This window comes from Nesterenkonia sp. PF2B19 (assembly GCF_001758425.2).
Taxonomy (GTDB): Bacteria; Actinomycetota; Actinomycetes; order Actinomycetales; family Micrococcaceae; genus Nesterenkonia; species Nesterenkonia aethiopica.
Map to the genome: position 1 here is coordinate 22,394 of NZ_MDSS02000029.1, position 22,534 is coordinate 44,927.

The following is a 22,534-nucleotide window of genomic DNA, read 5'->3' on the forward strand; positions in this document are numbered from 1 at the left end:
CCGATGCACCCGGTGCATCGGGGCTCTGCTGTGTCTGGGGCTGTGTCTGGGGCTGTGTCTGTCTGCTGCGTCTTCCTGTGTCCGCGGGGCTCCGTCAGTCCTTGACGCCCACCCAGTGGAGCAACCCGGCCAGTGCGGCGGTCACCCCGGTGCCCAGGGTCGGCTCCAGGACGGGCCCGAAGAAGGGGGAGTGGTTGGTGGGGCCCTCGGGGTCGCCGTCGGCGGTCCCGCCGAAGAACCAGAAGACCGACGGAACGCCGATGGACTCGCCCAGCCAGCCGAAGTCTTCGGAGCCCATCTTCGGGCCGGTCTCGGTCACGGCCTCCTCGCCCAGAGCCGAGCCCAGCACGGACAGCAGAGTCGTGGCCTGGTCTTCGTCGTTGTGGTTCAGCGGGAAGTCGTAGATCTCGCTGATCTCCGGCTCCTCAAGGTCGGCAGCCAGCGCCTCGGCACCGATGATCCGACGGATCGACGACAGCACCTTCTGACGGACCTCTCCGGAGAGCGTGCGGACGTTGATCGTGAACTCCGCCTCGGCCGGGATGATGTTCTCCTTCAGCCCCGCATGGAAGGTGCCCACGGTGACGACGGCGGGATCCTGGGGAGCCAGCTCCCGGGAGACGATGGTCTGCAGCCGGGTCACCATGGCGGCCGCCGCGACGATCGGGTCCCGACCGTTCTCCGGCTGGGATCCGTGGGTCTGCCGGCCCAGCACCCGCACTCGCAACGAGTCGGCCATGGCCATGGCCGGTCCTCGGCTGAGCAGGACGGTGCCCGCCTTCGCCGGTGAGACGTGCTGGCCGAGCACCACCTCCGGACGGGGAGCGCGGTCCCACAGTCCGTCGTCCACCATCGCCCGGGCCCCGGCGGCGGTCTCCTCTCCGGGTTGGAAGATCAGCACCACGGTTCCGGACCAGCGCTGCCGCTCGCGCACCAGCAGGCGGGCCGCGGTGATCAGCGCGGCGACGTGCGTGTCGTGCCCGCAGCCGTGCATCACCGGCACCTCCGTCCCGTCGGGCAGGACTCCGCGTGCCGTGGAGGCGTACTCCAGACCCGTCTGCTCCTCGATGGGCAGGCCGTCGGTGTCGGCGCGGAAGGCCACCACCGGGCCTGCGCCGTTGCGCAGGATGCCCACCACACCGGTGCCGCCGCAGCGGAAGTGCTCCACCCCGAGGTCGCCGAGGATGCCTTCGATCCGCGCGGCGGTGCGGTGCTCCTGCATGCTCAGCTCCGGCTCGGCGTGCAGCGTGCGGTACAGCTGGTGCATCTGCGTCCGCTCGGCGGCGGCGAGGGCGAAGCCGGCCAGCGTGGGGGCGGGGTTCTCGGTCATGGGGCGGTCCTCCTGGGATGGGCGGTGGGAAGGGCGGTCAGGTGGGTGGTCAGGTGCGCGGTGCAGGTGTCGAAGCGCCGTGAGGACGTCACTGCGGGCTGCGGGCATCCTCCGGGAGCTCGCCGTCTTCGGCGGCGGCGGGCTCGGGTCCATCCTCCTGTGCGGGAGCCGTTCCTCGGAAGACCCAGGAGCCACGACGGTGAGGAGCACCGTGATGGCCACACCGTAGGGTCCGATGGCCGGTGCCAGAGGGACCGCCACGAGGATGACCAGGCAGGCGATGATCAGGGCGAAGGCCGTGCTGCGTGCCTGGCGCACCGTCACCACGGCCTGCACCACCACGGCGCCCAGGATCGAGGGCAGGATGTAGAGCTGGGTGACCTCCATGACCGACTCGGGGATCACGCGCAGCAACCAGGTGCCGAAGAGCCCGACGAACAGCAGCAGAGAGACGATGTGGACGCTGGCCGCGCCGCAGATGGCGGCCACGGCCGCGAGGTCGCCGTGCCTGCTGCCGGGCCGCACGTCGATGCGGTTCTGCGCGACGACGGCGGCGGGCAGCAGCTTGTTGGAGATGTTGCCGATCATGAAGGCCTGGTACATGGCGGCCTGACCGAGGATCGGGAAGTACGTGATGGGCTCGATGATCGCGAAGGCCAGGAACACGGCGGCGACGGCCAGGTAGGCGGTCATCAGCTGGCCGCCGGTGATGGAGAAGTCGCCCAGGCTGAGCAGCAGCATGGGGGCGGCGAGGGAGACGACCAGGCCCGCGCCCATCGTGAGCCGACCCCACCGTGCGGTGGTCCTCTCGAAGTGAAGCATGGACTGGTCTGCAGTGCTCATGGTGGCCTCTCTGTCAGGGAAGTGGAGGGTGCCGGCGGCCGGAGTCGGGGCGCTCAGCCGAGGATGCCGTGGTGGGTGAGGTAGACGACGCCGAGTGCGACGAGGATGGCCAGGCCGAGGGCCCATTCCTTGAGCCAGCCGACGGACCATCGGCGGGCGATCAGCAGCATGAGGGCCATCGCCGCGCCGGAGACCGCCATGGCGACGACGTGCATGGACGACTTCGGCACCTCGGTGACGGCGATGGCCAGGAACGCGCCCAGCAGGGCCGCTCCCGGAATGATCCGCATGGCGCGGGGGCTGATGGAGCTCAGCTTCTTGCTGCCTCGGGAGAGCACGGGGGTGAGGATCAGGGTGAACAGCATCCAGGCGCTGCCGGAGACGCACATCACGAAGAAGGCCACGACGAAGACGTCCTGGGTCCAGCCCGCGCCGCCGAGGTCTGCCCCCATCGTGGAGGCGGCGATGGTGGCCGAGGCGGTCTCCGTGGCGGCGGAGCCGACCAGGCCGATCCTCATCAGCACGGCGGGAGTGCCGAACAGGGTGAGCAGGGCGATCGCCACGAGCACTACGGCCAGCGACGGTCCCACGGAGGCGGCGGCGCCGGAGCGGAAGGCACGGTTGAGGTCCTGCCGAGAGAGGCCCACGCCGTCTCCGGCCGTCTTGGCGGCCCGCAGATAGATCCAGGACTGCACGGCGATGATGCCGAAGATGACCAGGGCGCTGCCCCAGAGCCAGGGTGAGTGCGCCACCGCGGAGATGTCGGCGGTGGCCACGGTGTGCATCGGGGAGATCACGGAAGGCCCTCCTTCGGATGTCGGACGGTGCGTGCCGGGGCGGCGTCGGTGCCGGACTCTGCGGTGCCCCGTCCATGGGGTATGCCTCGAGTGTGAGAAGGATCACTGGCCCAGGCAAGGGTGGACGGAATGCGACGCAGGTCGTGTCTCATTCCGTCAGGGGTCGCCGTGGGCGGAGTTGTGCGTCACCGTGGTGGTCAAGGACACACTCGACGCCATGAGCCCCGTCCCGGGCCGGGCGCCTCGCTGAGGGAGGAACGAACCATGGACGAGCTGCTGGAGCTGTCCGCGACCGAGCTGGTCCGCCGGACCACGCGGGGGGAGCTGAGCGCCCGCGAGCTGACCGAGGCGCATCTGCGCCGGATCGAGGCGGTGAATCCACAGCTCAACGCCGTGGTCACCCTGGACCCGGAGAGAGCGCGGCGGGAGGCCCTGGACGCCGACGAGCGGCGGGCGGCAGGACGGCCGACCGGCCTGCTCCACGGTCTGCCCATGACGCATAAGGACACTCACGACGTCGCCGGCATGCGCACCACCCATGGGTCGCCGCTGTTCGCCGAGAACGTCCCCGAGCGTGACGACCCGCTCGTCGCGCGTCTCCGTGCGGCCGGCGTGGTCTCCTCCGGCAAGAGCAACGTGCCCGAGTTCGCCGCCGGCTCCCACACCTTCAATGAGGTCTTCGGCGCCACCGGCAACCCCTTTGACCCCACCCGCAGCGCCGGGGGCTCCTCCGGCGGAGTGGCCGCCGCCGTCGCGTCCCGGTGCCAGCCGCTGGGCGAAGGCAGCGACATGGGCGGCTCCCTGCGCAACCCGGCCTGCTGGTGCAACATCGTCGGCTTCCGTCCGTCTCACGGCCTGCTGCCCGGCACCCCGCCCCACAGCGTCGAGTCCTGGTTGGGCCGCAGCGGACCGATGGCCAGGACCGTGGAGGACATCGCGCTGTTCATGCGCGCCGCCGTCGCCGGCACCCCGGAGCTTCCCGGTACTCCCTTCCTGACGCCCGAGCGGTTCGCCCTCACCGGTCGGGAGCCGCACACCCAGGACCTGCGCGGTGTGCGGATCGGCGTCACCGTGGACCACGGGGCGGACATCCCGGTGGAGCCGGCCATGCGGGAGGCGCTGGACCGTGCCGTGGCGGTCTTCGAGGAGCTGGGGGCCGAGGTCGTGGAGTCCCGCCATGACTTCTCCGCCGCCGACGAGGTCTTCCATGTGGTGCGCGCCCTCGACTTCGCCGGCGCGCTCGGTGGGCTGGTGCGCGAGCATCGCGCGCAGATCAAGCCAGAGGTGGTGTGGAACGTGGAGGAGGGCCTGGCGCTCTCCGCCGAGCGGATCCTGGGCGCGCGCGCCTGTTGGCCGATCTGCGTCGGGCGACCCGCGCCTGCTTCAGCGAGGTGGACCTGCTGCTCAGCCCCGGGGCCCAGCTGACGCCCTTTGAGGGCTCCCAGCGGTGGCCCTCGACGGTCGACGGCCGCCCCATGTCCACCTATCTGGAGTGGATGCGCTCCGCGTCCGTCCTCTCCGCGGCCGGTGTGCCGACCATCGCCCTGCCGGCCGGTTTCGACCCGGGCGGCCTCCCCACGGGGATCCAGCTGAGTGCGGACCACCTGCGGGATCCGTGGCTGCTGGAGTACGCCTGGGCCTATGAGCGGGCCACGGGCTGGTCCTCGGTGGCCCCTGGCATGCTCAACAGCTGACCTCCGCGCTTCCGGGCGCCGGCGACCATCGACACGTCGAGGGCCTCCACATGGCTGGCCCAGGTGCTCTCGGTGAGGAGCCGGTACAGCGCCGCCGGGTCGGGCACGGTCACATCGGCCATGAGCTGGCAGCTCCCGGCGACGACGGCCACGTATCGGGCGCTCCGTTCGGCCGCCACGGCGGTGGCCACCTGGTGGATCCGGTGCGGCGCCACGCGCATCCACAGGAGGGCTTCGGTGTGCAGCCCGGCTTCCGCCGGCTCCACCAGGGCGCGGATGCTGACCTGGTTCTTCTCCTGGAGGAGGTCCAGACGCCGGCGGACCGTGGACTCGGAGACTCCCGCGCGGCGGGCCATCTCGTCCAGGCTCATCCGGGCGTCGCCCTCCAGTGCGTCGATGATCGCCAGGTCCACCGGCGAGTCGGGCTCCGGGGTCTCGCTTTCGGGGAACGTCTCCGAGGGGCCGCGGGTCAGCGCTCGGGACTCGGCCTCGGTCAGGACTCCCAGCCGCCACCCGCGGATGGTGCGGAAGTACCTCAGGATGGGCAGCGTCTCGGCCCGCGCGAGCCCCGGCGTGATGGAGGCGTCCAGGGAGTACGCCGGTGAGCGGGGGCGCCGGTGGATCTCGGCGACGACGTCGAAGGCGCCGGAGAGCACATAGGTGAAGGTCGAGTCGGGACGAAGGGCCAGGGCTTCAGCGGCGGTGAGTCGGGCGCCGGGGTGGCAGATGCCGCGGACCAAGGTGCTCGACCCCTCGTGACGGACCCCGGCGACCACGACGCCGCGCGACTCCAGCAGCGCAGTGCCCCGGCGGGTGATGAGCCGTTCGTGCTCGCCCAGGACCCGGGCGATGCGTCGCCAGCTGGCCCGCGGGTCGATCTGCAGGGCCTCGGCGATGCGTCGCTCCAGGTCATCGAGCACAGGCGCTCCTCCTCCGCGGCGGCCGATCGGCCGTCCCATCGATGTCAGAGTCGAGCGTACCTCCCGTGGTGCTGACCCTGTGACGAGGATCTCCCTGACGCTCCGGTAACGTGGCCCGGGAGCTCGCCGAGGGGAACGGAGAGGAGCGCGCCTCATGGACACTGCCGCACCGGCCACGCCAGAATCCAGCATGTCGCCCAGCACGTCGCCCAGCCAGTCCCCGGCCGTGGCCTCGACGATGGACGCTCACCAGCTGCATCGGCTGGGCCTCTCCGGGGAGGCGGCGGAGGCCTATCTGACGCTGCTCGCTCAGGGGAGCCGCCGGGTCATCCCGCCGGAACCCGTGCGCGCCGAACTGGCGGCGGCAGGGCTGCTGGGGGAGTCGGGGGACGACGGCGTCTGGCTGCTCAACGATCCGCGCCAGGTCCTGCGGGCAGTGGCTCGAAGGCACCGCCGTCAGGCGGAGGCAGTGCTGCACCTGGAGCACCAGCTCGGCTCCCTGTGGGACCGACCCACCGAGTCCGGCACGGAGATCGTGGAGGTCCTGCACGGCCGCAGTGCGGTGACGCAGGTGGCGGACTCCTCGCAGCTGGCGGTCCGGCATGAGGTGCGTTCCCTGGACCGTGGACCCTACTCGCCCTCGACGGCGGGGGAGATGTGTCCCATCCAGCGGCAGATGCTGCCCCGCGGGATCCGGTATCGGACCGTGTACGGCGAGGACGCCGCCGCGGCCCCGGACATCCGACGGGCGATCGGGGAGTCCGTGGATCTGGGGGAGGAGGCCCGAGTGCATGCCGCAGTGCCGATGCGCCTGCGCCTCATGGACGACGATCTCGGGCTCATCGTGCTCAACGAGGAGGAGCGGGTCACCGGTGTGGTGGTCCACCCCTCGCCTCTGCTGGACGCACTGATCGGGCTCTTCGACTCGATCTGGCGACGTCGGTGCCCCTCGGGGTGGCCGACGACATCCCGCATCTGGACGACGTCGACGGTCAGACCCGGCAGCTGCTGCGGCTGATGGCCTCCGGACTGACCGATGAACATATGGCCCGGGAGCTGGGGATCAGCCGGCGGACGCTCTCCCGCAGGGTCCAGGACCTCCTGGAGCGCACCGGGGCGCGGACCCGCTTCCAGCTGGGGGTGCAGGCCGCGCGTCGCGGCTGGCTGGTCTGAGCCCTGCCTGACCTCTCCCTGAGGACCTGAGTTCGCGGGGCCCGACGTCGGCCGCCCCGGTGTGGAGCGGTCAGACGCGGGCGAGCCCCTCCCCGCCGACGGCGGGAAGGGGCTCGACGCGAGGGGTCACCGGGTCACTGGCCGTGGTGCTGCTCCAGCAGCATCTCGCGGACCATCCGGTTGGCCTCCTTGACCGCGTCGGTGCGCATCTTGACCTTCACCGACTGCTGGGCCTCATGGATGTCCCCGCCGACCTGGTATGCCTGGTCCTCGCCGGGCAGCGGAAGCGCCCCGCAGACCACGTTCTGAGGCATGGTGCCCTCCAGGAAGAAGGCCTCCACCGGGTCGTCCACGCAGGTGGTGCCATAGGGGAAGATCCCGTGGGTCCCCTCGTTGTTCACGCTGATCAGCGTGGTGTTGGGCATGATCTTCGCCGAGCGCTCACCGGCCTCGTAGGGGGTGGCGGCGTCGAACTCGGCCTGGAGGATCAGCGTGTCCGGGTGGGTGCGCTGATGCGGCTTCGGCTTCTCAGTGACCGCCGGCCAGTGGGCGCACAGCGGGGCGCCCATGAGCGGGCCGATGTAGGGAGCCTTGTTGTTCAGGTCCGCCACCCAGGCGTTCCAATAGCCTTGGGACTGGTTCCACTGGCCGTCCTGGCACCGGATCGCGTTGAACGTTCCGGAGAACGCGACGGTCTCCCCGGTCACGGCGGCCTGTTCGACCTCGACCAGGCGCTGGACCTCCTCGCGGGCCTTCTCGAAGAGCTGGGCCTGCACGACGGAGGCCTCTGCCTCGTCGACGGCCACACCGCCGGAGGAGGCGATGAAGTCCTCCAGCTGCGCGGAGAGCTCCTCGGCGCCGTCGGCCTCCGGGGCGTCGAGCGCGATGAACGTGGCGATCGCGTCTGCCGCACCAGGGTATCCGGCGGTGGAGTACATGGCCGGGATGACGATCTGCGCGGTGATCAGCGCACCCAGCGGGTCACGGGTGCCGCCGGCGTTCTCCCAGGCGCGGCGGATCTCCATCGGGTCCTCGCCGAGCTGGTAGGTGTCGTGGTTGCGGGCCATGTAGGGCAGCAGCATGTCCTGGAACTGCCGGTCCCGGCTGCGCGGCTGCAGGTCCCAGGTCTCCTGCAGGGACTTCCGGGTCAGGTCCGTGGCGGAGTCGAGCAGGAACCTGTGGGAGTGGCTGGGGAAGAGCGTCTGGTACCAACTGCCCAGCCAGGTGCCGTACGAGTAGCCCACGTAGCTGATCTGGTCCTCACCGAGCAGGGCTCGGATGAAGTCCATGTCATAGGCGGTCTGCTCGGTGGTGATGAACGGGGTCAGCGGATTCTCCAGGCAGCCGTCCACTGCGGCGGCGGAGTCCTCCCAGGCGTCATGGGAGGCGTCCGGCTGATACTCGCAGATGAGCTGTGTGGATTCGCCGACTCCGCGCGGGTCGAAGCCGACGAAGTTGAACTGCTCGGCCAGCTCGGGTGAGCGCATGGCCATCGCGGCTCCCCAGGGCAGGCCCGAGCCGCCGGGTCCGCCCGGGTTGACGAGGGCGATTCCCTGGGAGAGGTCGGGGTCGGCGGTGTCGGTGACCGACACGCGAACGGTCAGCGTCTCGCCGTCGGTGGGGTCGTGCCAGTCGCGGGGGACGGTGACGTCGGCGCAGGCGAGTCCCTCGATCTCCTGCAGTGCGGCCTCCGTCTCGGGGGCGACGCTGGGGAACGTGCAGTCTTCCCACTCGAGGTCCTGGTCGAGAAGATGGGCGCCCAGCTCTCCGGCGTCGGGGGTGGGCGGCGTGGGGGGATGCGGGGACGACGACGTCGCCGGCACCGGGTGCGGCGCTCGCCGCGGGGGCGAGGGTCAGAGTCAGCGCACCCGCGGCGAGCATCGCCGCCGCACGGGTGGTCATGGATGGAGTGATCACAGATGTTCTCCTGGTCGAGTGACAGGTGATCACCATGCTCTGCGCCGCACGTCTCGTTGAGAAGAGGAACAGTGTGGCGTACATGTGCCATGACGCGGATCCGCCACCACGACTGACGGTGGCCGACTCCGCCGGGGCTCCGCCACCCGAGAGGTGTGCTCGGGGGTGGTGCGCTTCAGTCGCTGACCTGCGTCGCTGGAAAGAATCCTGACAAAACCTTGAATCCTCCTGAACGCTTCGCTACTGTCACAGGAGTCTCCGTCGTCTGAGAGGTGGGGCGACGCATGGAGGCGCCTCGGTGTCCTGCGCCCAGGGCGCGGCGGCCTGCGGGCCACGCCGAGCAGCATCAGCAACCAGATGAACAGGCCTGCCGTCATGCGTGCGGGCCGAGACATGAGGGGTTCATGACCGAGGAACTGACCACGAAGAAGGGGCGACTGGCCGCGGCGCTGATCGCTGGCCCGGCGGTGACCGCCGGCATGCTGGGACTGGGCATGGCGCCCGTCTCCGCGGACACCGAGCAGGAGCCGGACTCGGCAGAGGTCGTCGAGGAGACTCAGGACGAGACCGTCGACGACGGCCAGGACGCGACCGAGGGTGGGGACCAGGACGCCGCAGACGGCGACGAACCGGTCTCCGACGAGGACGACGCTGACTCTGAGGGGGACGAGCCCGTCTCCGAGGAGGAGGGTGCGGGCTCCGAAGAGGGTGACGGTGAGGACGCGGACGCTGAGGACGCGGACGCTGAAGATGCCGGCGAGCTGCCGACCATCACGGTCGGACCGCGTGACGTGACCGGCCAGGAGGACGAGTTCTTCCAGGTCACGGCTGACCCTGCGCCCGTGCACGTGATCGATGAGGACGGAGAGCTCGAGGTCATCGGCTACGTCGCCCAGGGCGGCGTGCTGCAGCACTCCTCGGGTGACCTCGACGCGGATGACGACTGGTCCAGGATCTCCTCCTCTGACGGCATCTTCGCCGAGCACTTCGGGGTAGGAGTCGTGTACTTCTCTCCCTCGGACGTCGCCGCTGTCGCCGACGGTGCACCCGATGAGGACGCTCCTGAGACGGACGTGCCGGACGCCGATGTGCCGGTCCTGGAGTTCCCGCCGCGCGATGCCTCTGACTACCAGGACGAGGTCGTCCTCGTCGTCACGGAGCGGGCTCCGGTCTTCGAGACTGGCGGGGAGTGGGGTGAACCGATCGCCTACATCGCGGAGGGTTCGATCGTCCGCTTCACCGGCGACCTCGAGCGGGTCGACGAGGCCGGAGGGTTCGTCACCCTCACCGACGACCTCTTCGAGCGCGAGCTCGGTGTGGAGTCTGTCTCGATCCGCACCGACCACATCACCTCCGTCGACGATGACAGCGCGGTCTCCGACGGCCCGCGGCCGACGCCGACGGAATCGGAGGCACCCACCGTCGATCTGGACGACCCGGAGTATGACGGCGACCTGTGGAACCTTGCGGTGGTCACGGACCGCGCACCCGTCTATGGCTCCTACACCGAGGGGCTCAACGACGAGGTGCTGGCCTACATCCCGGCCGGGACGCTGATCCGCTTTGCTCATGCCGACTCGCCGGAGGATGTGGGTGAGGGACGGAACCCCGACCTCATCGGGCAGCGGATCATGGTCGAGAGCCCTGAGCTCGCGGATGCTCTCGACACCACCGACTTCTTCCTCTTCTATGTCCCCACCGACTTCCTGCGCAACGCGAACGACGAGGACGTCGAGATCTATGACGAGGACGATGAGGACGAAGGTGAGGTCACCCCGCCGGACGAGGATGAGTCCCCGTCGGATGGCGACGAGTCGACCCCGTCGGATGAGGATGACTCGGCGTCGTCCGAGGATGAGGGAGACGAGGAGTCTGCCTCCGAGGATGACGGTGACGAGCCTGTCGCCGAGGACGAGTCCACCTCTGACGCGGAGGAGGGCGTCTCCGAGGAGGATGACGACGACGATGCCGCCGAGGACACCGCTGCCGGCATCGACGTCGAACTCTCCGATGAGGGCGTGACGGTCACCGTCGAGGACTCCACGGAGGAGGAGGTCGTCTCGACGGCTGACACGAAGACCGAGGCGAAGACCGAGGCCCCGGCCGAGTCCTCCGGCGAGAAGCTGGCGGAGACCGGCGTCGAGGCCCGCACCGCCGGGACGATCGCCGGGGCCTTCCTGGCACTGGGTGCCGCGCTCATGGCGTTCGCCCACCGGGCACGCCTGGTGCGTCGCCGCGGCTGAGCGCCTGCCGCCCACCTGCTGAGGAGCGGTCCCTCTCCCGACGGAGAGGGACCGCTCCTCGCGCGTGCGGCGCCGTCGGGGCCCGTTTTGCTCCGGCGCCGTCGGCTGTGTAATATGAGCGCTGACCAAAGACCGCCGGTCGTTGTCGTCGTGTGGAGAGCAGTGGCGCTGAGCTCCACGGTCGTCGAGCAGCATGCTCGATGTGCGGCGCAACTGTAAAGACCCTTCCGGGCGACCTGCGCAGGTGCACCTCGAGCCGATCTCCCCATCGGGAGGCCCGTGTTCTCACGGCGTCTCTGCTGGGAGTCATCCGAGCCCCGTGCCTGCGCACCGGGGCTTTTTTCATGCCCTGGACCTCTGGAAGGACCTGGCCGGCTCGATTGATCGGAAGGAGTGCCATGGCGAATCCTGAGAAGGCTGCCGCCGTTGCCGAGCTCGCGGAGCAGTTCCGCAGCTCCAACGCCGCAGTGCTCACGGAATACCGCGGCCTCTCCGTGGGCCAGCTGCAGACTCTGCGGCGGTCCGTGCGGGAGAACGCGAACTACGCCGTGGTGAAGAACACGCTCACCGAGATCGCGGCCAAGGAAGCCGGCGTCGACGCCTTTGAGGGCAAGATGTCCGGTCCGTCCGCGATCGCCTTCGTCCACGGGGACCCCGTGGACGTGGCCAAGGCGCTGCGTGACTTTGCCAAGGACAACCCTCAGCTCATCGTCAAGGGCGGCTACATGGATGGCGCCGCTCTCGATGAGGAGGGTGTGAAGAAGCTCGCGGATCTTGAATCCCGTGAGGTTCTGCTCGGCAAGCTGGCCGGGGCGCTCATCGGCGCCCAGACCAAGGCTGCTGCCACCTTCCAGGCCCCGATCTCCAAGATCGCACGGGCAGCCGACGCGCTGCGGGCCAAGCAGGAAGAGGCCGCCTGAGCCGAGTGACACGACGGTGAGGTCCCGGAGGCGTACCGGGGGCCTTGCCACATCGCTCCGCAGGAGCGGTGGTGACCACCAAGATCCGCATGTGTCGACGTCGTCGGACCGACGGCGCGGCACGCCAAGACAGAGAAGGAGCGCCAACCATGGCGAAGCTGAGCAACGACGAGCTGATCGAGCAGTTCAAGGAGATGTCCCTCATCGAGCTCTCCGAGTTCGTGAAGCAGTTCGAGGAGACCTTTGACGTGACCGCCGCCGCTCCGGTGGCCGTCGCCGGTGCGGCCCCGGCCGCCGGTGGTGGCGAGGGCGAGGCTGCTGAGGAGCAGACCGAGTTCGACGTCATCCTCGAGGCCGCTGGCGACAAGAAGATCGGCGTCATCAAGGAGGTGCGCGGTCTCACCTCCCTCGGCCTGAAGGAGGCCAAGGAGCTGGTCGACGGCGCCCCCAAGGCTGTCGTCGAGGGTGTCGACAAGGAGGCCGCTGAGAAGGCCAAGGAGGCCCTGGAGGGCGCCGGCGCCACCGTCACCCTCAAGTGATGGTCGCGGTCTGAGGACCGCTTCTCGCAGGTCACCTGATCTGCTCATACGACGGATCCCCGGGAGTCAGGCAGCACGCCTGACACCCGGGGATCCGTCTGTCTGCGGGCGCCGACGCGCTGACGCGGCACCGGCACCCTCTCCCCCTGGGGCGGCAGAGGGCAGTAGCATGTGGCTGACGAGGACCGATCGAACGGACAAGGGGGCGCGATGGCGTTGATCAGGACGAAGCAGGCTCTGGTGGGCGTGCTGGGCATCGGAGCACTGGCGCTGGCTTCCTGCGCGGTGGCCGATGACTCCGAGGGCGAGACCGAGGAGAACGGCGCCGCACAGGAGGAGACCGACGGCCAGGACGCCCCAGACGGCGGCTCCGGCGACGACGACGGCGCCGACACCTCCGAGGACGGCGCCGACGACGGTGCCGAAGACGCTGCCGACGACGGTGCGGAGGAGGAGCCCGAGGAGGACCAGGCCGCGGATGAGCACCTCGATGGGGAGCTCAGCGGGGACCGGGTGGACCCGGACGCCTTCGAGGTGCCGCTGGACGAGCAGAGCCAGGCCATCGGCGCCCGGGCCTGGCAGTTCGAGACTCCCAGTGGCCGGCACACGTGCAGCCTGGGGCGTTCAGGTCAGGCCGCGACTCCGGCCGCGGTCTGCTACATGAGTTTCGACGAGGACGTTCAGCCCGAGCCGGACGACCAGGGCCGTGAGCGCCACCCGTCCCTGCTGGAGTCCGACGTGGGGCTCTACGGCTACGAGGGGCCCGTCTACCCCCAGTTCGAGTCTTCTGAGGTGCCGACGCTGAACTACGGCGAGGTCCTCGAGGTCGAGGGGCTGGCCTGCACGGTCGGCGAGGACGCCATCACCTGCATCGCCGGGGACAACTGGATGCAGGTCTCCCGCAGCGGCTACGAGTTCTCTGATGACTCTGAAGAGTCTGATGGGGAGGACACCGGCGCGGAGGACGACGGCGCGGACGCCTGACCGGGTGGGGCGGTCACCGACCGCCCCACCTCACTCCGCCGCCTCCACCGGCGAAGCCGCCAGAGGTCCTGACCACGGTGCCCACCGAAGCCCCGAAGGAGTGCCCGAGGCCTCGCTGGTGGAGCATCCTGCCCCCCCCGGGTTCGGAGGAGGCCGCCAGAGTGCTGAGCTCAGCGGCACCAGCCAGCTCCTGGGCTGTGATCTCCGCCAGTGCCTCGCGGAAGCCGTCGACCTGGCCATGGAGCGCGGTGCCCTCGGCGCTGCGTCCCGGGATCCACGAGCCGAGCAGCGGCAGCGCGAACGGCACGTAGACCAGGACGAACAGTTCCGCGAAGCGGCTGGTGGTCACCGGCAGCAGCACCTCACGGCGGAGCCGACCCCATCGGCTGCCCACCGGGCGCCGATGCAACCCCCTGGCGTCCGCCTCACGGGCGATTTCGAATCCGGTGTCCTCGCCGTCGGCCGTGCCCTTCCGAGCACCGGCGGAGGCTGGCTCTGGAGCCCCGATGATGCGGATGTGACCGCGGGCGGTGTGGTCCAGCCGCGTGGCGGAGAAGTGCTCGTCCGCGCTCACCGAGTCCCCCAGGAGGCCCGAGAGCGCCGGGGCGTGGCATCTGGGGGCTCCTCCCGTCAGTGGGTCTTCTTCGGCGAGCCCTCCCAGGACGCGCGGGCGGTCGTCGATCTGGTTCGTCGGGTGTTCGAGGGACCGCCGGGCGCACCGACGGCCATCAGCAGGGTCTCCCCAGTGGCATCTTCGAGCCAGATCGCGTCCGGCGCCCCGGTGGGGCTGTCTGCGGTGAAGTCTCGATAGCCGTCCTGCCGGAAGACGTGCCCCGCGGGGAGGGTCCGCAGGCCGACAGCACGAGGGCGCCCGCGGTGAGACCCCCCCAAGCCAGGACGGCGAGGAGCGACGCATGCGATCACCGGGTGCGTGAGGTGACGTGCACGTCCAGCGTGGCCAGCGAGGTCTCCAGGAAGTCCGCGCCGAAGGGCGGCATGCCTCCGATCTCCGCGCGGACATGCGCCGGGGTGGCCGACCAGTCATAGGTCAGCCGGACCTCGGTGCCCGCGCCGTGGGGTGCGAGGTCGTAGCGCCAGATCCAGCCGCCGACGTCGAGCTGTCCTGCGGCGCCGTACTGGCCGGGCTCCCAGGCGATGGCCCGGTCCTGCTCGAAGAGGACCACTCTGTTGTGCATGACGTAGTCGCCGCCGGCATTGACGTGGTGCATGGCCATCCCGAAGATCTGTCCCACACGGGTCAGCGGTTCGGAGGAGATCGCCTCCCTGACCCAGTCGGAGGGCTCGGTGTACTGGTGCTGGTCGGGGTCGGTGAGCACGGCGAAGATCCTGGCGGCCGGGGCCTCGATCAGCCGGTCCCTGTGCAGGGCCTCCTCCGAGGCTCCGTGGGCCCGCCGCCGTCTCATGGCCGCTCATCCTCCTGCCGCTCATCCTCCTGCGGCCCGTCGTCCTCGCGGCCGCTCCCATAGAGCCGGGCGACCTCCTCGGAGCCCAACCATCCGCTGTAGGTGGGGTCCTGGGGCCATCCCTCCGGAGAGTCCTGCCACCGTTCCTGCCGTCCGTAGGGCAGCACGTCCACCAGCGCGAAGGTGTGGCTGAGCTGCTCGGTCCCGCGTCCGGAGGAGTGCCAGGTGCGGTAGACGTCGTCGCCGTCGCGGAGGAAGACGTTGAGGGCGAAGCCTCCGCCCGGCGGGGCGCCGACGTCGCGCCGAAGCTGCTGTCGGCGGTGGAGTACCAGGTCATCCGGTTGCCGACCTTCTCCCGATACGCCAGGGCATCATGGATCTCACCCTGGGTGACGATCACGAACCGGGCGTCGTAGTGCCGGAGAAAGTCGAGGCGGGTGAACTGGGAGGTGTAGCCGGTGCAGCCGCCGCACTGCCACTCGGCGCCCGGAGTCCACATGTGGTGGTAGGTGATCAGCTGGGAGGCCCCGTCGAAGATCTCCGCGAGCCGCACGGGGCCATGCTCACCGGCGAGCGTGTAGTCGGGCATCTTCACCATCGGGAGGCGACGACGCTGCGCGGCGACGGCGTCCAGCTCGCGGGTGACCGCCTTCTCCCGGGTGCGCAGTCGCTCCAGCTCCTGCTCCCAGATCTGCTGGTCCACCACCGGCGGCATGGCCCTGTCCATGATGCGCTCCCTGCGTTCGACGGCGACGCTCACCCCGCTGACCCCATGTCACTCCATGGCATCGGCGGGCTCTGAGGGTAGGCCGGACGCTTCGCGGGCTGTCAAGGATCGCAGGCCGGGACGTCTCCGCGAGCGCTCCGAACCATGGCCCGGTTCAGAGCCTGGCGCCGGGGCGGGGGCGCAGGCCTCCGACGACCAGGGCCAGTCCGGCCACCGCGCAGATGCCCAGGGCCACCATCAGCGGGTCGATCATGACGTTGAGCACCACGGCGGCCAACACCCACAGTGCCAGCATCAGGCAGATCAGGGCGAAGACCGCCTGCCCGATCCGGGGTCCGCCGCGCCGGCGTCCGGGGGACTTCCCGGGTGCGGTCGCAGCGGCCGGGGCGGAGGGAGACTCGGCGGAGGCCGTCTGCTGCATCTCGGCCCGCTCGTACCAGCGGGGGCGACGCTCGGGCTCCTTCCAGGTGAACTCCTGCTCGCTCTGGGCCCTCAGGGAGTCGGCCAGCAGGGCGTCGACGTCCTCGGGCTCCGGCGGCAGGGGGATGGTCGGTCGGGTCGGGGACGCGGTAGCGGATGCGGCGCCCGTCGGTGAGTCGGCCGGTGATCCGGCGGACTGCGGGGAGTCAGGGGGCTCTGGGGACGCGCGGCGGTCGGGGGAAGTGGTGCGGGGCTCGTCGTGGTCGTGGGTCATCGGTCGGCTCCTTCCAGGTCTGCGGCGGTCTCGGCCTGCGTCATGCCGCCCGGGACGGGATAGGTCTCGAACGCCGCCGCATCGGTCAGGTCTCCGGCACCGGCACCTGCACCAGCTCCGGCACCTGCACCGGCTCCGGCGGCGTCGCTGTCGTCGTGCTGCCCGCCGATGTCACCTTCGACCTGCTCCGCATAGGTGGTCGCGTCGTAGATCTCCACGCTGTTGAAGGCGGTGTTGGCCGTCAGCAGGATCTGCAGATCCGCATCCTCGTCACCGATCCGGTGCTCGGTGACCTCGGCTCCGCGGGAGCTGCGCTGCTCGTCCTGGGTATGGATGTCGAGCCGACCCAGCGCCTGACGGGACTGGACGATCAGCGTGGAGTCGTCGGGGATGACCACGGTGGTGCGGGCGAAGGCGGAGTTCAGCTCGGCGTGGACCACCTCGGTGACGCCAGGCTCGCCACGTCCGGCGAGGTGGCGCAGGTCCATGGTGGTGTTCGCGAAAGCTGAGTTCAGCGACTCGGCGTCGCTGGTGTAGCTGCCGAACGCCACGTTCGAGCCGCTCACAGAGGGTGCGCTGCCGGGATTCTGGTGGACGAAGAAGGTCAGCAGCATCGCCACGGTGGCCACCGTCAGCAGGAAGCCGTGCCCGCGCCTGCCGCGCAGTGCCCCCAGCAGGTGCAGCAGAGCCAGCACGGAGACCAGGCCCACCAGTCCGGCCAGCACCGCGGAGGTGCCGGAGACGCCCAGGACCCACATCGCGGCCAGCACGCCGGAGGCTGCGGCCAGCAACAGACCGAAGGCGATCATGCGCCGACGCCGGGCCTCTTCCAGGACTCGGGGGTCCCAGGCCACGGCGGCGCCGGCAGGCGCGTCCTGGTGCGGACTGCGGGGGGCGGACGTCCCGGCGGCGCCGGAGGTGCTGCCCGGACGCTTCCGGAGCCGCCTCCGGAGCCGCTGTCGGCGTCGGAGGCCGTCTCCTTCGGGTACCAGGCCGGGCGCCCGTCATCACGGACGGATGATGAGCTCCCGGCCTGCGCTTTTCCCTGGGCGTCGTCCTCCTTCACCTGCGCGGAGGCCTCCCGCGCGGCGCGGCGCGCCTCATGACGGGCGTGACGGGAGGCCCGGCGAGTCTCCCGGCGGGCCTCCCGGTCCGCCTCCCGCTGCGCCTCACGGCGGAATGCGGCGTCGTCCTCCGTATCCGCCCGGCCCGGACGAGGAGCCCGCCGGGGCGCAGTGCGGGCCGCCGTCCTCCGCGGTGTGCCGACGCATCAGGGTGTAGACCACCCAGGCGACCACACCGATGATCACCAGGTTCAGCAGGATCGCGAACGGCCCGGCCAGGCTCAGCGGGGTGAAGACGTTGAGCGCGCCGATGATCGCTAGGGCGGCGCCGCCGACGAGTCCGCCGGTGAAGTCTCCGCGCAGCGCCTGCTGCGTCGGGATCCGGCCCTTGGAGTCCGGGATCAGGATCCACGCCAGGCCGTAGAGCAGGATCACCGGGGAGAAGAACAGCACGAGGGCCACGACGCCGAGGCCACGCACCAGGGTGGCGTCCCAGCGGAGCTTCTGCGCCAGCAGCGCCATGACGCCGCCGGCCCACCCGGTGTCCGGACGGGTCAGGCCGGTGGAGCGGATCCAGTCGAAGAACTGGTGGCCGGCCTCAGGCCGGGGGTCCGGCGCCTCCGGCCGTGGCCGGGCGCCCTCATCGTGGGGAGTGGTCGAGTCATCCATGCCTCCAGCTTCCTCCGCCCCCGGGGGTCTCCGCTATGGGGGTCCACCCTGATCCGACCCTGATCCTTCCCTCAGAAGCCCGGAATTCCGGGCGACGACGGGTCTCAGGGTCTCCCGCCGTGGCAGGATGGAACCATGGTCACGGACACCGAACGGCCCCCGCTGCGCCGGGGCACCGGCACCCCCGTGGCCGGCGTGTGCCTGGGCGTCTCCCGGCACCTCGGAGTCTCCCTGCCGGTGGTCCGCGCGGTGATGATCGGCCTGGCCATCGCGGGAGGCGTAGGGATCCTCCTGTACTGCTGGCTGTGGATCTTCGTGCCGTCGAGGACGCGCCGGAGGCCACCGCCGGGGTGCGCGGCCTCTCCGGCCCGGCCGTGGACGGCGAAGGGCCGCCCGGTGCGGAGCCCGCGTCCGACGGCGCGGCGCGTGACGGGACCCAGGGAGCCGCCGACCCGGGGGAACGCATCCGCCGGGTCCTGGACTCGTTGACCAGCTCGCCGGAGGTGCTGCTGGGCGGCCTGCTGCTCGGTGCGGCCGCCCTGCTGGCGCTGTCCCTGGCCGGGGTCGAGATGAACTGGCGGCTCTTCGGGCCGCCCGCGGTGATCCTGGTCGGGATCCTCCTGGCCTGGTCCCAGGTCGACAAGACCGGCCGTGGCGGCGCCGACCACAGCACGCTGTGGCAGATCGCCGGTGGGGCAGGGCTCGTGGTGGTCTCGCTGCTGGTCATCGCCGGCGGCTTCGTACCGGGCGGGGACCTGCTGCTGGGACTCATCGTGGCCATGATGCTGCTGGCCGGGATCGCCCTGGTGATCGCCCCGTGGCTGATCCGTCTGTACCGCACCGCAACCACTGAGCGGGCCCGCGCGGCCGCGGAGGCCGAGCGGGCGGACATCGCCGCCCACCTGCACGACTCGGTGCTGCAGACGCTGGCGATGATCCAGAAGCAGCGTCACGACCCTGCGGCCGTGGAGCGGCTCGCCCGCAGCCAGGAGCGGCAGCTGCGAGGCTGGCTGTACCGCCAGCAGGAGCACGAGTCCGGCACGCTGAAGGACCAGCTCACCGCGGCCGCAGCCGAACTGGAGGAGATGCATGACGGCACGGTGGAGGTCGTCGCCGTCGGCGAGTCCCGGCGTCAGGACCACCGTGTGCTGGTGGCCGCCGTCCGGGAGGCGATCGTCAACGCGCTGAAGCACGCCGGGCCGGCGTCGGTGTATGTGGAGTCCGACGCCGCCCAGGACGCGGTCTTCGTCCGTGACCGGGGCCCAGGGTTCGACCTCGAGGGGATCGAGGAGGACCGCCTCGGAGTCCGGGAGTCCATCATCGGCAGGATGCGTCGGGCCGGCGGCGAGGCGCGCATCCGTTCGAACGGCCGAGGCACCGAGGTGCAGCTGTTCATGCCGGTCGACGCCGCCGTCGAGGAGGAGAACGGCCATGACTGAGCTGCATCGGGTGGTGATCGTGGACGACCACGCCATCTTCCGCGCCGGGCTGCGCGCCGAGCTGGACGGTCGGGTCGCCGTCGTCGGGGAGGCCCACGACGTCGACTCCGCGGTGCTGGCGGTGCGCGAGCACCTGCCCGAGGTGGTGCTCCTGGACGTACACCTGCCGGGTGGGACCGGCGGCGGGGGAGCGGAGGTGGTGGCGGGCTGCCGTGACCTGCTGGAGGACGTGCGGTTCCTGGCGATCAGCGTCTCGGACCAGGCCGAGGACGTGGTTTCGGTCATCCGCGCCGGCGCCCGCGGGTACATCACCAAGACCATCAGCTCGGATGACCTGGTCGACGCCGTCGCGGCCGTCGCCGGGGGAGACGCGGTCTTCTCCCCACGGCTGGCCGGGTTTGTGCTGGACGCCTTCGGCACCTCCTCGGTGGCCCAGGACGTCCGGGACGAGGAGCTGGATCTGCTCTCCGCCCGGGAGGTGGAGGTCATGCGGCTCATCGCGCGGGGCTACACCTACCGGGAGATCGCCTCGGACCTGTTCATCTCCGTCAAGACCGTGGAGTCCCACGTCTCGAAGGTCTTACGGAAGCTGCAGCTCTCGTCCCGGCATGAGTTGACCCGCTGGGCGGAGCAGCGCCGGATCGTGTGAGCGGCCGCCCCTCGTCCCGGAATCAGGCCCGTCCCCACCGGTGGGACGGACTCACCGGTCCGCCGCCTCCGGAGGCGCGCAGGTGGACTCCCGCATCATCAGCGAGGCGCCAGGGCGGCGCTGCGCGGGGCCTGGTCCACCGGGGCGCCGGATCCGGCGCCCGCGCGCCCAGCTTCCCCGCGATCCGTTCGACGGCCATCCGCAGAGCCAACGACCCCATCGTGAGCCGGGGCTGGTCGATGCTGGTCAGTCGGGGGCGCAGCACCGAGCACAGGCTGGAGCTGTCGTAGCCCACTACGCTCAGCTGGTCGGGCAGACGGATCCCGGCGTCCAGGCAGCGCCCCATCAGCTCCGCCGCGATCCGGTCGTTCTGGGTGAAGACGGCCGTGGGTCCTTCCCCGCGGAGGACCTGGGAGATCAGGTGGGCCTGTGCCCGGTCCAGGTGCTCGGGACCTTCCACCTGCGGGCCGACCTCCGGCACGCGGGCCCGCATCACCTCGGAGTAGGCGCGTCGGCGGTGCATCGCGGCCGTACGAGAGGACCCGGTCAGGTGCAGGATCCGGCGGTGCCCCAGGCTCAGCAGGTGTTCCACCGCCAGGCGTGCGCCGGCCGCATCCTGGTTCGCCACGGTGTCCACCCCGGGGACCTCCTGAGGGAGTCGGCCGACGACGACGATCGGCACCCGCTGGGCCACGGCCTCCAGATGCTGCGGGGGAAGCCAGGAGCTGACCACGATCACCGCTTCGACACCGAGTGCCAGCAGCGAGTCGAGCTCACGGCGCAGGCGTTCCGGGTCGCGGCGCCCATGGCCGATGACCAGGCGGATGTCCTGCTCGGCGGCCGCGTCCTCGATGCCGTTGGTGACGTCGCGGTGGTAGCTGCTGCCCAGATCTCCCAGCAGCACTCCGATCAACCCGGTCCGCCCCTGCACCAGCGACCGTGCCCACACATTGGACCGGTAGCCCAGCTGCTGAGCGGCATCGAGGATGCGGCTGCGGGTCGCCTCCGACAGTCCGGCCTGACCCCGCACGGCCAGGGACACCGAGGACTTGGAGACCCCGGCGGCGCGGGCCACGTCGTGGATGGTCGGGGCCCGCCCGGAAGGACGGCGGTCCACGGCGGTGCGGCGGGACGTGTTCATCGGGTGGTGCCCTCCTCGGAGGTCTCGGTGGTCGGCCTGGTCCTCCCAAGGGACCTGTCGCTCACTGTAGGCCGTCGCCACGCGGCTCCCCGGGGGATCTGGCACGTTCCAGCGCCGCAGCATGGAGCGTTCCAGAATCGTTCATGAACCGGGACCCGCCCGGTCACCCCCGCTTCGTACGGTCGCAGGGACCTGCCCACGACCTCGGAGGACCCGCATGTCTGCCCTCTCGGCGCTCGCCGACCCTGCGACCGCGTACGGCGCGGCCGAACCCGTTGACCGCCCACCGCAGGCGCCGCAGGCCCTGCTGCTGGACTTCGGCGGGGTCATCATCACCACGCATCGGCGGCCCAGCGGCGTCGCGGAGCTCGTCGCGCACCTGCGGGACCTGCTCCGAGCGGCCGGGACAGACCTCCAGGAGGGGCGTCTCGAGCAGAGCCTGCATGCCGGGCGGGCCGCCTGAAGCACTGGAAGCACGCCTCCAGCCGTCGTCGTCGGCCCCGGGAGCTGACGGTCCGGGAGCTCCTCGAGGACTTCTGGTTCGCGGATCTGCCGGATCCGGCACGCGCGATCCTGGTGGGCCACGGGGCCCAGCTGCTGGAGACGATGGCCCTGACGCTCACGGAGCACCGTCTGCGGGACGGCGTCGTCGAGCTCCTGGACCTCGCGGATGAGGCAGGGGTGCCTGTGGGGATCGTCTCCAACGCCCATTCCGGGCGGAGCCACCGCCGGCTGCTGGCGGAGCTCGGGATCGAGCAGCGCTTCGCCGTGCAGATCTACTCGGACGAGGCGGGGATCCGCAAGCCGCACCCGGACATGCTGCATCGGGCGGCGCGGGCACTGGGAATCTCGGTGGGGCGCAGCTGGTACGTGGGTGACACCCTGGATCGAGATCTGGTCGCCGGGCGTCGGGCCGGCGCGGGGGCGGTGGTCCTGATCCGCTCCCAGCATACGGATGAGCCGCCGTTCCCGGTGCGGGAGGTCCCCGACGCCGTCCTGGACACGCCCCGCGGTCTGATCGACCTCATGCGGCGGGCACTTGCCGACGAAGCCCACGACGGGGGCGCTGCTCACGACGGCGGCCCTGCCGCCGACGTGCTTCGATCCAGGGCCGGCGCCGTGCGCCCCGATCGTGCCACGCCCGTGCGGGTTCTCCTCCTGGACCACGGCGGCGTCGTCTCGGCCACAGTCCCGGCCGACCGGCCCCTGGCAGGGGTCGCGGAGGCGGTCCTGAGGACCCTGGGCCGGGCCGGCGTGGAGATCACCGTGGATGAGGCCCTGCACCTGGTGCGCACGGCGCATGGCCGGTACAAGGCCCACAAAGGCGCGCGGGCGGCGGGGAGGACGCTGGACGAGGTGACGCCGCG

Annotated in this window: 22 protein-coding genes and 2 pseudogenes; 13 read left to right on the top strand and 11 right to left on the bottom strand. The window is 70.8% G+C overall.

Annotated elements, in window-relative coordinates; translation table 11 throughout:
• Positions 1-94: 94 nt before the first annotated feature.
• Together BCY76_RS09995 and BCY76_RS10000 are read right to left on the bottom strand one after the other, a co-directional pair.
• Entirely contained in the window at positions 95-1,330 is a 1,236-nt protein-coding gene (locus tag BCY76_RS09995) for an amidohydrolase (protein ID WP_083277334.1), read from the bottom strand.
• An 896-nt stretch (positions 1,331-2,226) separates the two neighbouring features.
• Positions 2,227-2,970, bottom strand: coding sequence for a DUF5058 family protein (locus BCY76_RS10000; RefSeq protein ID WP_311024524.1), 744 nt, complete (start codon positions 2,968-2,970; stop codon positions 2,227-2,229).
• 264 nt (positions 2,971-3,234) lie between these two features.
• Here BCY76_RS10000 and BCY76_RS10005 point away from each other — a divergent pair, with 264 nt between their 5' ends.
• Both BCY76_RS10005 and BCY76_RS19320 read left to right on the top strand, forming a co-directional pair.
• A complete protein-coding gene (locus BCY76_RS10005) occupies positions 3,235-4,395 on the top strand; it encodes an amidase (RefSeq protein WP_237090084.1) in 1,161 nt (386 codons plus the stop codon).
• Complete coding sequence (locus BCY76_RS19320) at positions 4,362-4,664, top strand: amidase family protein (RefSeq protein WP_237090085.1); 303 nt, start codon at positions 4,362-4,364, stop codon at positions 4,662-4,664. Before BCY76_RS10005 ends, BCY76_RS19320 begins: the two co-directional genes overlap by 34 nt.
• On the opposite strand, the gene BCY76_RS10010 is transcribed toward BCY76_RS19320, so the two are convergent.
• A complete protein-coding gene (locus BCY76_RS10010) occupies positions 4,610-5,584 on the bottom strand; it encodes an AsnC family transcriptional regulator (RefSeq protein WP_170922650.1) in 975 nt (324 codons plus the stop codon). The genes BCY76_RS19320 and BCY76_RS10010 overlap by 55 nt on opposite strands.
• Before the next feature lie 154 nt (positions 5,585-5,738).
• Between BCY76_RS10010 and BCY76_RS10015 the strand changes: the two genes are divergently transcribed.
• Positions 5,739-6,602 carry a TrmB family transcriptional regulator gene (locus BCY76_RS10015; RefSeq protein ID WP_139827726.1) on the top strand — a complete coding sequence of 288 codons (864 nt, stop codon included), beginning with the start codon at positions 5,739-5,741 and terminating at the stop codon, positions 6,600-6,602.
• Positions 6,602-6,757, top strand: a complete 156-nt coding sequence (locus BCY76_RS10020; RefSeq protein WP_139827727.1) for a helix-turn-helix domain-containing protein — start codon at positions 6,602-6,604, stop codon at positions 6,755-6,757. Before BCY76_RS10015 ends, BCY76_RS10020 begins: the two co-directional genes overlap by 1 nt.
• Before the next feature lie 134 nt (positions 6,758-6,891).
• Here BCY76_RS10020 and BCY76_RS10025 read toward each other — a convergent pair whose 3' ends face one another.
• Positions 6,892-8,580: an alpha/beta hydrolase gene (locus tag BCY76_RS10025; protein WP_201791112.1), complete on the bottom strand. Its 1,689-nt coding sequence runs from the start codon at positions 8,578-8,580 to the stop codon at positions 6,892-6,894.
• Between the two features lie 498 nt (positions 8,581-9,078).
• On the opposite strand from BCY76_RS10025, the gene BCY76_RS10030 reads away from it, so the two are divergent.
• The 4 genes from BCY76_RS10030 (at position 9,079) to BCY76_RS10045 (ending at position 13,360) form a co-directional block, all read left to right on the top strand.
• Entirely contained in the window at positions 9,079-10,917 is a 1,839-nt protein-coding gene (locus BCY76_RS10030; protein WP_070159000.1) for a hypothetical protein, read from the top strand.
• 398 nt (positions 10,918-11,315) lie between these two features.
• Complete coding sequence (gene rplJ / locus BCY76_RS10035) at positions 11,316-11,837, top strand: 50S ribosomal protein L10 (protein ID WP_070158999.1); 522 nt, start codon at positions 11,316-11,318, stop codon at positions 11,835-11,837.
• 149 nt (positions 11,838-11,986) lie between these two features.
• Entirely contained in the window at positions 11,987-12,376 is a 390-nt protein-coding gene (gene rplL, locus BCY76_RS10040; RefSeq protein WP_070158998.1) for a 50S ribosomal protein L7/L12, read from the top strand.
• A 210-nt stretch (positions 12,377-12,586) separates the two neighbouring features.
• Positions 12,587-13,360, top strand: a complete 774-nt coding sequence (locus tag BCY76_RS10045; protein ID WP_070158997.1) for a hypothetical protein — start codon at positions 12,587-12,589, stop codon at positions 13,358-13,360.
• Between the two features lie 13 nt (positions 13,361-13,373).
• Here BCY76_RS10045 and BCY76_RS10050 read toward each other — a convergent pair whose 3' ends face one another.
• The 6 genes and pseudogenes from BCY76_RS10050 to BCY76_RS10080 form a co-directional block, all read right to left on the bottom strand.
• Positions 13,374-13,934, bottom strand: a complete 561-nt coding sequence (locus BCY76_RS10050; protein WP_070158996.1) for a hypothetical protein — start codon at positions 13,932-13,934, stop codon at positions 13,374-13,376.
• 346 nt (positions 13,935-14,280) lie between these two features.
• Positions 14,281-14,784, bottom strand: coding sequence for an SRPBCC domain-containing protein (locus BCY76_RS10060; RefSeq protein WP_083277330.1), 504 nt, complete (start codon positions 14,782-14,784; stop codon positions 14,281-14,283).
• Positions 14,781-15,511 (bottom strand): annotated as a pseudogene (locus BCY76_RS10065) (DUF899 family protein). Before BCY76_RS10065 ends, BCY76_RS10060 begins: the two are co-directional and overlap by 4 nt.
• 154 nt (positions 15,512-15,665) lie before the next feature.
• Positions 15,666-16,205 (bottom strand): hypothetical protein, encoded by a 540-nt coding sequence (locus BCY76_RS10070; RefSeq protein WP_085437601.1) that lies wholly within the window; start codon positions 16,203-16,205, stop codon positions 15,666-15,668.
• On the bottom strand, positions 16,202-17,014 hold the full coding sequence (locus tag BCY76_RS18110) for a hypothetical protein (protein WP_170922651.1): 813 nt from the start codon (positions 17,012-17,014) through the stop codon (positions 16,202-16,204). The genes BCY76_RS10070 and BCY76_RS18110 overlap by 4 nt, the downstream gene beginning before the upstream one ends.
• Before the next feature lie 360 nt (positions 17,015-17,374).
• On the bottom strand, positions 17,375-17,938 hold the full coding sequence (locus BCY76_RS10080) for a PspC domain-containing protein (protein WP_085437602.1): 564 nt from the start codon (positions 17,936-17,938) through the stop codon (positions 17,375-17,377).
• A gap of 135 nt (positions 17,939-18,073) precedes the next feature.
• Between BCY76_RS10080 and BCY76_RS20720 the strand changes: the two are divergent.
• From BCY76_RS20720 to BCY76_RS10095, 3 genes and pseudogenes are all read left to right on the top strand, one after another.
• A pseudogene (locus BCY76_RS20720) lies at positions 18,074-18,202 on the top strand (hypothetical protein); the annotation flags it as partial.
• Positions 18,203-18,243: 41 nt separating this feature from the next.
• Positions 18,244-19,377, top strand: a complete 1,134-nt coding sequence (locus BCY76_RS10090; RefSeq protein ID WP_237090086.1) for a sensor histidine kinase — start codon at positions 18,244-18,246, stop codon at positions 19,375-19,377.
• On the top strand, positions 19,370-20,026 hold the full coding sequence (locus tag BCY76_RS10095; protein WP_070159398.1) for a LuxR C-terminal-related transcriptional regulator: 657 nt from the start codon (positions 19,370-19,372) through the stop codon (positions 20,024-20,026). Before BCY76_RS10090 ends, BCY76_RS10095 begins: the two co-directional genes overlap by 8 nt.
• A 22-nt stretch (positions 20,027-20,048) precedes the next feature.
• On the opposite strand, the gene BCY76_RS10100 is transcribed toward BCY76_RS10095, so the two are convergent.
• Positions 20,049-21,167 (bottom strand): LacI family DNA-binding transcriptional regulator, encoded by a 1,119-nt coding sequence (locus BCY76_RS10100; protein ID WP_170922652.1) that lies wholly within the window; start codon positions 21,165-21,167, stop codon positions 20,049-20,051.
• Between the two features lie 217 nt (positions 21,168-21,384).
• On the opposite strand from BCY76_RS10100, the gene BCY76_RS10105 reads away from it, so the two are divergent.
• Complete coding sequence (locus BCY76_RS10105; protein ID WP_070158372.1) at positions 21,385-21,630, top strand: hypothetical protein; 246 nt, start codon at positions 21,385-21,387, stop codon at positions 21,628-21,630.
• A 143-nt stretch (positions 21,631-21,773) separates the two neighbouring features.
• Positions 21,774-22,534: HAD family hydrolase (locus BCY76_RS10110; protein WP_139827728.1), on the top strand; the 761-nt coding region annotated here is incomplete at its 3' end.